Source organism: Microbispora sp. H10836, from assembly GCF_012999525.1.
Lineage (GTDB): Bacteria > Actinomycetota > Actinomycetes > Streptosporangiales > Streptosporangiaceae > Microbispora.
Map to the genome: position 1 here is coordinate 199,902 of NZ_JABBWU010000017.1, position 10,765 is coordinate 210,666.

Consider the following 10,765-nt stretch of genomic DNA (forward strand, 5'->3'; position numbering starts at 1 on the left):
TAGGTCACAGGCCGAGCGCGACGGAGAGGTCCTTCTTCAGGGCCTCCAGGTCCTGCGCGGCCCTGGCCCGGGCGGGCGCGACGTCCTCGCCCTCGACCGGTACGACGACCTCCAGGTAACACTTGAGCTTGGGCTCGGTGCCACTGGGCCGGACCACGACCCGGGCGTCGCCGGACAGGCGGTAGCGCAGGCCCTCGGTCGGCGGCAGCCCCGCCACCCCCTGGGACAGGTCCTCGGCGGACTCCACGACCCGGCCGGCCAGCTGCACCGGCGGCTGCGTGCGCAGGCGCTTCATGGCCTGCGTGATCAGCGACAGGTCCTCGACCCGGACCGACAGCTGGGCGGTCGCGTGCAGGCCGTAGCGGCGGGCCTGGTCGTCCAGCAGGTCGAGCATCGACCTGCCGTCCCGCTTGGCGGCGGCGGCCATCCCGGCGACGACGAGGGCGGCCCCCACGCCGTCCTTGTCGTGGACCGGCAGGCCGGTGTCCGACCCGACGCTGTAGCCCAGCGCCTCCTCGTAGCCGAAGACCAGCCCGGGACCCGACTTCATGATCCACTTGAATCCGGTCAGGGTCTCGGCGTGCCGCACGCCGTGCTCGGCGGCGATCCTGGCGAGCAGCGATGACGACACGATCGAGGTGGCGACCAGCCGGTCGTCTCCCGAGGTGTGCCGCAGCACGTGCTCGGCGAGCAGGCCGCCCACCTCGTCGCCGGTGAGCATGCGGTAGCCGCCGCCGGGCAGCGGGACGCCGACCGCGCACCGGTCCGCGTCGGGGTCGTTGGCGATCACCAGGTCGGCGCGGGTCGCGGCGGCGAGTTCGAGCGCGAGGTCCATGGCGCCCGGCTCCTCCGGGTTGGGGAACGCCACGGTGGGGAAGCCGGGGTCGGGCATCGCCTGCCGGCTCACCATGACCGGCACCTCGAAGCCCGCCGCGCGGAACGCCTCGGAGACGGTCGTGCCGCCGACGCCGTGCAGCGGCGTGTACGCGACCGCGATGTCGCGGGCGTCGCCGATCGGGAGCGCTGCCAGGGCCCGCAGGTACGGCACGACGATGTCGTCGTGGCCGAGGGTCCGCCAGTCCTCGCCCAGCGGCAGCGCGTCCACCCGGCCGGCCGCGTCGATGGCGGCCGAGATCTCCTCGTCGATCGGCGGCACGATCTGCGCGCCGTCGCCCCAGTAGACCTTGTAGCCGTTGTCCTCGGGCGGGTTGTGCGAGGCGGTGACCATGACGCCCGCGTCCGCGCCCAGGTGGCGCACGGCGAACGCCAGGACCGGGGTGGGCCATTTGGCGGCCATGACCGAGGCGCGCAGGCCCGCCCCGGTCAGCACGCGGGCCGTGTCGGCGGCGAACACGTCGGACTTGTGCCGCCCGTCGTAGCCGATGACGACGTGGCGTCCGGGGCCGAGCACACGGGCCAGCCCCGCCGCCGCCCGCATCACCGTGACCCGGTTCATCCGGTTCGGCCCGGCCCCCAGCGCGCCGCGCAGGCCCGCCGTGCCGAACTCCAGCTTGGCGCCGAAGCGGTCCTCCAGCGCGGCGAGATCGTTCCGCTCCAGGAGCGCGTCGAGCTCCTCCCGCGTCTCGGGGTCGGGGTCCTGCTCACGCCACTCTTCGGCGAGCCGTACGAGATCGGTCATGGGTCCCCCTACAGCTTGTCGACGACCTGGGCGAGCAGGACGCCCATGCGGGCGGCCGTGACCCGGCCGACCTCCAGGACCTCCTCGTGGTTGAGCGGCTCGCCCACCAGGCCCGCGCCGGGGTTGGTGACCAGGGAGATCCCGAGCACCTCGGCCCCGGCCTCCCGGGCGGCGATCGCCTCCAGCACGGTGGACATGCCCACCAGGTCGCCGCCGAGCGTGCGCAGCATGCGGATCTCTGCGGGCGTCTCGTACGTCGGGCCGCGGAAGGCGACGTACACCCCCTCGGCCAGCGTGGGGTCCACCCCGCGGGCGAGGTCGCGCAGGCGCTTGGAGTAGACCTCGGTGAGGTCGATGAACGTCGCGCCGGTGATCGGGTTGTCGCCGGTGAGGTTGATGTGGTCGCTGATCAGGACCGGGTCGCCCACATTCTGGGTCTCCGGGCGCAGCCCGCCCGCCGCGTTGGTCAGCACGACCGTGCGCACCCCGGCCGCGACGGCCGTGCGCACCCCGTGGACCACCGGCTCCACCCCGCGGCCCTCGTAGAGGTGCGTACGCCCGAGGAAGATCAGGGCGTTGAGCCCGGCCGAGGTGCGCACCGCCCGCACCGTGCCCGCGTGACCGGCGACCGCGGGCGGGGAGAACCCGGGCAGTTTCGTCACCGCGAGTTCGGCGACCGTCTCACCGATCGCGTCCGCGGCCGGGACCCAGCCCGAGCCCATGACGAGGGCGACGTCGAAGGAAGAGATGCCGGTGAGGTTCCTCAGCGTGGTCGCGGCCTCGGCCGCCAGGTCATATGGGGTCACTTTGCTGAGGGTACAGAAGCGCATGAACCCGGCCGATAAGTGCCGGGGCCGTGTCAGTCGCCGAGCTTCTTGCAGGGCCGGGTGCGCAGCCACGTGACGTAGTCGTCGGGCGCGCCCGCCTTCTCCGCGGACTCGGCCAGGATGCCGATGTACCGCGCCGACGGCAGCCCTCCCTCGTAGGAGTCCAGCACGTACGACCAGGCGAGCACGTCGCCCTCCAGTGTCGCGACGCGGAGCCGGACCTTGCGGTAGAGGCCGAGGTCGGTGCCCATCCAGCGGTCGAGGGACGCCTCGTCCCACTCCGGCACGTCGTACAGGACGACGAATACCTGCTCGTCGGCGTCCTCGACTATCGTGGCGAGAGCGCCCTCCCAGCTGACGTCCTCGCCGCCGAAGGTGAGCCGCCAGCCCGGGAGCCAGCCCGTTCCTCGCATGGGCGAGTGGGGCGCCCACTCCGCCATCTGCTTGGGGTCCATGTTGCTGCCGTAGGCCGCGTAAACAGGCACGGCACACAAGCCTAAACCAAGATCCCGGAAGTTGGACGGGTAGCGCGCACCGGGTGTGGCGAGAGAAATCCGCGTAGTCAGCCCGTTACGCGCCCCTCGCCGGGAATGCGAAGCCAGGATGCGTGACAATGGAGCATGTGACAAGGATCGTGATCATCGGTGGTGGCCCCGGCGGATACGAGGCGGCCCTGGTCGCCGCGCAACTGGGCGCCCAAGTCACCGTCGTGGAGGAGGAGGGCCCCGGCGGGGCGTGCGTGCTGACCGACTGCGTGCCGTCCAAGACCCTGATCGCCTCGTCCGTCCGTAAGCAGGCGCTTCTCGACGCCTCGTCCCTCGGGGTCCACTTCGACGGCGGTCCCGACGGCGACGCCGGCGGGGTGGCCGTGGACATGATCGACGTGAACAAGCGCGTCAAGGAACTCGCGCTGGCGCAGTCGAACGACATCGCCGCCCGGCTGGCCGCCGAGGGCGTGGAGGTCATCCGTGCCCGGGGCCGTCTGGTCGATCCCCAGGTTGTGCGGGCGGGGGACCGTACGATCCGGGCCGACGTGGTCATCGTGGCGACCGGCGCCCACCCCCGCGTGCTGCCCGGGGCGGAGCCCGACGGCGAGCGCATCCTCAGCTGGCGGCAGCTGTACGACCTGGAGGAGCTGCCCGAGCACCTGATCGTGGTCGGCTCCGGCGTCACCGGCGCCGAGTTCGCCGGCGCCTACCGGTCGCTCGGGTCGCAGGTCACGCTGGTCTCCTCGCGGGACCGGATGATGCCCAACGAGGACGCCGACGCGGCCGAGGTGCTCGAGGAGGTCTACCGGCGGCGCGGCATGAACGTCATGGGCCGCTCGCGCGCCGCCTCCGTGAAGCGCACCGAGCACGGCGTCGTCGTGACGCTGGAGGACGGCCGCACCGCCGAGGGCAGCCACTGCCTCATGACCGTCGGCATGGTCCCCAACACCTCCGGGCTCGGGCTGGAGGACAACGGCGTGCGGCTCGACCGCAACGGCTTCATCGAGGTCGACAAGGTGTCGCGGACATCCGCGCCCGGCGTGTACGCCGCGGGAGACTGCACCGGCGTCCTGATGCTCGCCTCGGTCGCCGCCATGCAGGGCAGGATCGCGGTCTGGCACGCGCTCGGCGAGGCCGTGCAGCCGATCCGGCTGGCGACGGTCGCCGCCAACATCTTCACCGACCCGGAGATCGCCGCCGTGGGCGTGTCGCAGCGGCAGATCGAGGCGGGCGAGATCGAGGCGAACGTCGTCAAGCTGCCGCTGGCCACCAACGCCCGGGCCAAGATGCAGGGCTTCAACGACGGTTTCGTGAAGCTGTTCTGCCGTCCGAACACCGGCATCGTGCTCGGCGGCGTCGTGGTCGCCCCGCGGGCCTCGGAGCTGATCCTGGCCGTGTCGCTGGCCGTCCAGCACCGCCTGACCGTGGACCAGATCGCCCACACCTTCGCCGTCTACCCGTCGTTGTCGGGCTCGATCACCGAGGCCGCCCGCCGCCTCATGTCCCCGCTGACCGCCGGGGGCATCTGACCCGTCAGTCCGCACACGCCGCGCCCACGGGGACGCGGGCGGCGGCGCCCGGACGCGGCCGCAGGGCCCGCGCCGGCCAGATCATCGCCGCGACCATGCACGTCACCAGGGCGAACGCGAACGGGAAGGCGAACGCGCCGGCCAGCCAGCCGGTGACGGGAGGAGCCACGAGCCCCGACATCCAGGTGATCGTCGCGACCCCCGCGACGCCCTCGGCGGGTGTCCGGGCGACCTGGCCCGCCGCCGCGAACACCAGGGGCACGACGACGGCGATGCCGGCGCCGAACAACGCGAACCCGGCGATCACCGGCACGGGAGTGCGGGAGGCGACCACGATCACGCCGCCGAGGACCGCTGTGACGGCCCCCGCGCGCACGGTCGCGACCGGCCCGAGCCCGCGCACCACGAAGTCTCCGCCGAGCCGCATCACGACCATGCACGCGGTGAACACGGCGTAGCCGGCCGCGGCGACGCCCGCTCCGGCCCCGGCGACGTCCGTGAGGTAGATCGCCGCCCACTGGCCGCTGGCCCGCTCCGCGAAGGTGGCGAAGAAGCCGATCAGGCCGATCAGCAGGACGGCCCTCGGCGGCACCGTGAAGCGCGACGGCGGCCTCTCGTCCGGCGCGGGCCCGTCGTCGAGGAGCGCACGGCTTCCCGCCGCGCCCGCGGCGACCAGCGACACCGCCACGAGGATGAGATGAGCACGGGCGTCCAGCCCCGCCTGCGCGGCCACCGCCCCGACGCCCGCGCCGCAGAGGTTGCCGACGCTCCACATGCCGTGCAGGCCGGACATGACCGAACGGCCCAGCCGCCGTTCGACGAGCACGCCCTGGGCGTTCATCGCCAGGTCGGACATGCCGGCGGCGGCGCCGGACAGGAGGAACGCGGGCACCAGCCACAGGGGTCCCGGCGCGAGCACGGGCAGGGCCAGTGACGCGCACCACAGGGCCAGGAGGGTCCGGGTCGTGGCCCTGGCCCCGAACCGGTAGGCCAGCCGGGCGGTCAGCGGCATCGTGAGGAACGAGCCGATCGGGGGGCAGAGCAGGATGAGCCCGAGGACTCCGGTGTCGATGCCGTGGTGCTCCTGGAGCCACGGCATCCGGGTGGCGAGGGTGCCCGCCACCGCTCCGTGTACGGCGAAGACGAGGGCTGTGGCCCGTTGATGTCTGTCTCGCATGGGGATAAATTAACAGGCAGGGTTCCTGATAAAAAGTGGGTTCTTCATGAAGACCGCGACGCCCCAGCTCGCACGGGCCATCAACGACCGGCTCGCACTCGATCTGCTGCTGGAACGTGGCCCGCTGACCGCGCCGCAACTGCGCGCGCTCACCGGCCTGTCCCGCCCGACCGTGTCGGACCTGATCGAACGCCTCCAGGTCAACGGACTGATCCGGGTCACCGGGGAGAGCGGCGGCGACCGGCGCGGCCCCAACGCCCGGCTCTACGGCATCGTCGCCGACCGGGCCTTCGTGGGTGGTGTGGACGTGCGGCGTGACGTGGTCAACGTGACGGTCGCCGACATCACCGGCGCGACCGTGGGCTCGGCGACACGGCCGATCGGCGAGAACCTTCCCGCGCTGGTCGCGGAGGCGCTCACCGAGGCGGCCGGCTCACGTCCCCTGCACGCGGTCGTGATCGGCGCGCCCGGCATGGTCGACCCGCAGACCGGAGACCTGTCGGCGGGGAACGCCGAGCCCGCCTGGCGGCCCGGGCTCCTCCCGGCCCTGCGCACACTGGTCGACGCGCCGGTCACCGTGGAGAACGAGGTCAATCTGGCCGCCGTCGCCGAGCACACCACCGGGGCGGCCGCCGGGCGGGACGACTTCGCGCTGCTGTGGCTCGACGACGGCGTCGGCGCGGCCGTCGTGCTGGACGGCAGGCTCCGCCGGGGCGCCTCCGGCGGAGCCGGCGAGATCGGCTTCCTGAGCCGGCTCGACATCACGGTGTGCGACCTGCTGGGCGCACAGGCCGTACGCGGGGTCGGCCTGCCGGCCCTCGCGGACAGGGTCGCGACGGCCGCGTTCACGCTCGTCGCCGTGCTCGATCCGGGCCTCGTCGTGCTCGGCGGCGCCACCAGCCTGGCGGGCGGCGACCCGCTGGCGGCCCTGGTCGCCGAGCGCCTGACGGAGGTCTCGCCCGTTCCCGTGCACGTACGCGTGAGCGGCATCCCCGACAACCCCGTGCTGCGGGGCGCCGTCTCCACCGCTCTCTCGATCGCCCGCGACGCCGTCTTCGGACAGGGCCGCCGCTGACCGGCGGACCCGAGCCCGCCCGGTGACCCGCGGGGGCGGTCGCCGGGCGGGCCCGCCTGCCGGCGGGGACGGTCAGTGGTGGCCGCTCGTGCCGGACAGCCCCGATCTGACCGTGTGCAGGGCCTGCCGCCCCCGCGCCACCGCCACGGCCGCCGCCTGCAGGTCGTACGGCGTCTGGGCGACGTGCAGCGCCTGCTTGGCCGCCTCGTACGCGTCGAGCGCCGCGCGCCATTCGTAGGTCGGGCCGCTGACCTGGTTGATCTTCATCTCGAAGTCGAGGGCGTCGATCTCCTCGCCGAACCGGGTCACGTCCTCCTCGGCGGCGTGCCTGGCCACCGCCATCTCGGCCACGAACCGCTCCTTGCGCCGGTGCGCGACACCCCACAGGATCAGCGTCAGGCTCAGGCCGAGTCCGGACAGGATGACGAGGATGAGCGCGGGCGACGGGCCCTTCGGGCGGACGACGTTCCCGGGCATGTCCCGCGCCCCGGTCGTCTCGTCCGCGGCCGTGACCTCCCCGCCGGCCGAGTCCTCGTCGGCGGGCGCGCCGGGCGCGACGGCGTCGTCGGGGAGGTCGGCAGGCGTGCCCCGGGCACCGGTGAGGTCCACGTCGTCGGCCTGGGTGAAGGAGGCCTTGTCGACGTTCGCCCCGTGGAAGTCCGCGCCGTCCAGTTCCGCCTGGGTGAACTCCGCCTCCGACAGGTCGGCGTCCCTGAGCACGGCATGCTCCAGGTGGGCCTGGCCGAGCTTGGCCTCGCCGAGCTTGGCCCGGGTGAAGTCGGCCGTACGGCCCTTGATCTGCCCGAGCGTGGCGTCCTTCAGATCGGCGTCAACGAGTTTGGCGTCGGTGAGGTTGGCCTGGGTGAGCACGGCCCGGGTGAGGACCGCGCCGGTCAGGTCGGAGTGCGGGAACTCGGCCTGCACGGCGTCCGCGTCGGCGAGGATCGCCCCGCGCAGGTTCGCCTGCTTGGCCCGCATCTGACCCATGTCGGCCTCGGTGAGGTCGGCGCCGCGCAGGTCGGCGTAGTCGAGATGCGCCTGGCCGAGGTCGGCCTCCTTCAGCGAGGCCTTGCGCAGGACGGCCCCGGTGAGGTCCTTGCCCGTGAGATCCACCGTGTCCAGCTTCGCCCCCGTGAGGTCGGCACAGCGCAAGCTGTAAGGCAGCGTCGCGCTGGTGAGGTCCTTGCCGCGCAGGTTGGCGCCGCTGCCCGGCTTGCAGGGAGCCGATGCCGCGTGAACGGCGGTCGCGGGAAGTGAGAGGAACGCGAGCGACAGGGCGGCGACGAGGGCAGGGACGAGACGACGCACGGGGGGCCTCCTGAGGGGAACGCCCCGAGTGTCCCACGCGATCTTTACCCCTGCTTGCAATCCGCTTGCCCATGTGCATGGTCACGTACGGCACAAGCGTGGGCGAGGGGTGACGCCTGGAGTTTTCCGCATGATCACGCACCGCATCGACCCAGGTCGCGTGGCACCTGTGCGACAAACTGCGAGATCACGACGTAGGGGCGGGTGGGAATGACGAAGGGGCGGGCCATCGGGCCCGCCCCTCGTCGATGCCGCGCCGGTAGCGCTCAGGCGTTACCAGTCGCCTCCGCCGAAGTCCCCTCCGCCGAAGTCGCCGCCGCCGCCCCAGTCGCCGCCTCCGCCGAAGTCTCCGCCGCCGCCGCCGCCCCAGTCGCCGCCGCCCGCGTCCACGCCCGCGGCGTAGCCGGAGTCGTACCCGGCGCCGTAGCCGCCGTGGCCCCAGCCGCCGAAGGCGCCGCCGAGCATCGTGCCGACCATCATTCCGGTGAGCAGGTCGCCGCCGAAGCCGCCGTAGTAGCCGTACGCGTAGGGCTGGTAGGCGGGACCGGCGTCCCAGTACGGCCGGCGCTGGCCGTTGACCATGACCTCGCGCATCTGCGGGTCGAAGCCGCGCTCCACCGCCTCGGCGTCCGCCGCGCAGGCGGGGACGTCGCGCACCGCGCCACCGGGCGGCGCCCAGCGCACGTTGCGCACCGACGGGCCGTGCTGGGGGTTGAAGAAGCACGGGGGCAGCCGCTCGGGCAGCGGCTGGTCGTTCACGCGCGCCTTCACGCAGGCCAGCGCGTAGCGCCCGTCCTCCAGGGTGGAGGTCACCGTGCGCAGCTCGTCCGCCCGCCGGACCGCGGCCAGTTCGTTCTTGGCCCGCTCGTAGGAGTCGAGCGCCCGCTGCCAGTCCGTCGTCGTCTCGGACTGCGGGAGCATCTTGACGTCCATGTCGAGTGCGGTGATCTCCTCACCGAACTTCGTGACGTCCTCCTCGACCGTCTGCTTGACGGCGGCGAGCTCGGCGGCCTCGCGCTCCTCGCGCTTGCGCTTGTTGCGGCGTCCGACGATCCACAAACCGGCACCTCCCACGACCGCGATGCCCAAAATCCCGACGAGGACCCCCGAACCGCCGCCACCGCCGACGGTGCTGCCCTTGGCGCGGGCGGCCTTGACGTCGCCCTCGCGCACCAGGTTCACCCGGTTGACGAAGTCCTTCATGCCGGTGACCACGTCGCTGTTGGAGCTCGTGGACAGCCGGGTCAGCGTTCCTGCCGCGTTCTTGGGCAGCTCGCTCGATCCGGCGAACAGGCTGTTGCCGTCGAGGAGCGCGACGGTCGCGCTCGACCGGCCGGCCTTGTCGAGTTCGGTCAGGAGCTGCGGGATGTAGGTGCTCACCTGGCTCGTGGTCACGGTGCCGTCGGGCATCGCGACGACGTAGATCTTGGACTTCGAGTCCTCCAGCGCTTGGCGGATCTCGTCCTGCTGACTGGACGACAGCGGGGTGCCGCTCATGGCGTACAGCGGGTTGCCGCTCTTCCAGGACGACAGGACCGTGGCCGGGTCCGGGGGAGCCGCCGCCATCGCGGCCGGGGCGAGTGCGAGCATTGTGATGAGCCCGGCGAGCAGCGCCGCCAGGGCGGCCCCCACCCGGCCGAGCGGTGTCTTCATGGTCACGGCTTCAAGCCTCCTTCGCCCTACTGGACGAACGGCAGGGCGTGATGGTTCCTCCACAAAAACCTATCGTTCCGCATAGGCGACGGGGCATGCGTCCTTCCGGTCGGCAAGTGGCCCTCGCGCCGCTCGCCGAACCGTCTGTCCCGATCCGCCGCCGGCCGCCGCAAGGCGATCAAGTCGCGACGGAGGAGAGGCGCGTCACGGTGCTCCGTCGCGGTACGGCCCGTCACTTCTCGTGAGAGGTGACGGCCGGGGCGCCCTGCTCAGGCGTCCTTGATCTCGCACAGGACGGCCCCGGCGGTGACCGTCTGGCCGACGGAGGCGGCCAGGCCGGTGACCGCGCCGCCCTTGTGGGCGGTGAGCGGTTGCTCCATCTTCATCGCTTCCAGGACGACGATCGTGTCGCCGGGCTCGACGGTGTCGCCGTCGGCGGCGACGACCTTGACGATCGTGCCCTGCATCGGGCTCACCAGGGAGTCACCGCTCGCCGCGGCCTTCTTGGCGCCGCCTGCGCCCGGCCGTCTCGGCGCGGTCTTCCTGGCCGGGCCGGAGCCACCCGCACCGCCCGCGGCGCTCAGATGCGGCGAGCCCAGTCCGGCGGGCAGGACGACCTCCAGGCGCTTGCCGCCGACCTCGACCGTGATGCGTTCCCGCTCGGCCGGCTCCGCGGCGCCCATCTCGCCCTCATACGGCGCGATGGTGTTGTCGAACTCGGTCTCGATCCACCGGGTGTGCACCGTGAACGGCTCGCCGGTGAAGGCGGGGTCGTTCACCACGGCCCGGTGGAAGGGCAGCACGGTCGGCATGCCGCCGATCTCGTACTCGGCCAGGGCCCGGCGTGAACGCTCCAGCGCCTGGGCCCGGGTGGCGCCGGTGACGATCAGCTTGGCCACCAGCGAGTCGAACGCCTGCGGCACGCTCATCCCGGTCTCATATCCGCCGTCCAGCCGCACCCCGGGCCCCGACGGGACCCGCATCGAGGTGATCGTCCCCGGCGCGGGCAGGAAGCCCCGGCCCGCGTCCTCGGCGTTGATCCGGAACTCGATGGAGTGGCCGCGCAACA

The 10,765-nt window shown here is 72.7% G+C and carries 9 protein-coding genes; 2 read left to right on the top strand and 7 right to left on the bottom strand.

The annotated features are described in order from the left end of the window. Positions 1 to 4: 4 nt before the first annotated feature. The 3 genes from HHX30_RS28655 to HHX30_RS28665 are packed head-to-tail and all read right to left on the bottom strand — an operon-like array spanning position 5 to position 2,951. Entirely contained in the window at positions 5 to 1,639 is a 1,635-nt protein-coding gene (locus HHX30_RS28655) for a phospho-sugar mutase (RefSeq protein WP_169985429.1), read from the bottom strand. Between the two features lie 8 nt (positions 1,640 to 1,647). Continuing rightward, a complete protein-coding gene (locus HHX30_RS28660) occupies positions 1,648 to 2,445 on the bottom strand; it encodes a purine-nucleoside phosphorylase (protein ID WP_396705628.1) in 798 nt (265 codons plus the stop codon). Between the two features lie 53 nt (positions 2,446 to 2,498). After that, positions 2,499 to 2,951 (bottom strand): gamma-glutamylcyclotransferase, encoded by a 453-nt coding sequence (locus HHX30_RS28665; protein WP_169985433.1) that lies wholly within the window; start codon positions 2,949 to 2,951, stop codon positions 2,499 to 2,501. A gap of 137 nt (positions 2,952 to 3,088) precedes the next feature. On the opposite strand from HHX30_RS28665, the gene HHX30_RS28670 reads away from it, so the two are divergent. After that, positions 3,089 to 4,483, top strand: a complete 1,395-nt coding sequence (locus tag HHX30_RS28670; protein ID WP_169985435.1) for an NAD(P)H-quinone dehydrogenase — start codon at positions 3,089 to 3,091, stop codon at positions 4,481 to 4,483. 4 nt (positions 4,484 to 4,487) lie between these two features. Here HHX30_RS28670 and HHX30_RS28675 read toward each other — a convergent pair whose 3' ends face one another. Further along, entirely contained in the window at positions 4,488 to 5,660 is a 1,173-nt protein-coding gene (locus tag HHX30_RS28675; RefSeq protein ID WP_169985437.1) for an MFS transporter, read from the bottom strand. A 46-nt stretch (positions 5,661 to 5,706) separates the two neighbouring features. Between HHX30_RS28675 and HHX30_RS28680 the strand changes: the two genes are divergently transcribed. Then, entirely contained in the window at positions 5,707 to 6,735 is a 1,029-nt protein-coding gene (locus tag HHX30_RS28680; RefSeq protein WP_169985439.1) for an ROK family transcriptional regulator, read from the top strand. A 72-nt stretch (positions 6,736 to 6,807) separates the two neighbouring features. Here the strand turns inward: HHX30_RS28680 and HHX30_RS28685 are convergent, their stop codons facing one another. From HHX30_RS28685 to HHX30_RS28695, 3 genes are all read right to left on the bottom strand, one after another. Continuing rightward, positions 6,808 to 8,043 (bottom strand): pentapeptide repeat-containing protein, encoded by a 1,236-nt coding sequence (locus HHX30_RS28685; protein ID WP_169985441.1) that lies wholly within the window; start codon positions 8,041 to 8,043, stop codon positions 6,808 to 6,810. Between the two features lie 273 nt (positions 8,044 to 8,316). Further along, positions 8,317 to 9,696, bottom strand: a complete 1,380-nt coding sequence (locus tag HHX30_RS28690; RefSeq protein WP_211592695.1) for a hypothetical protein — start codon at positions 9,694 to 9,696, stop codon at positions 8,317 to 8,319. Positions 9,697 to 9,965: 269 nt separating this feature from the next. Beyond that, positions 9,966 to 10,765 (bottom strand): biotin/lipoyl-containing protein (locus tag HHX30_RS28695; protein WP_283246907.1); only part of this gene is annotated, 800 nt, incomplete at its 5' end.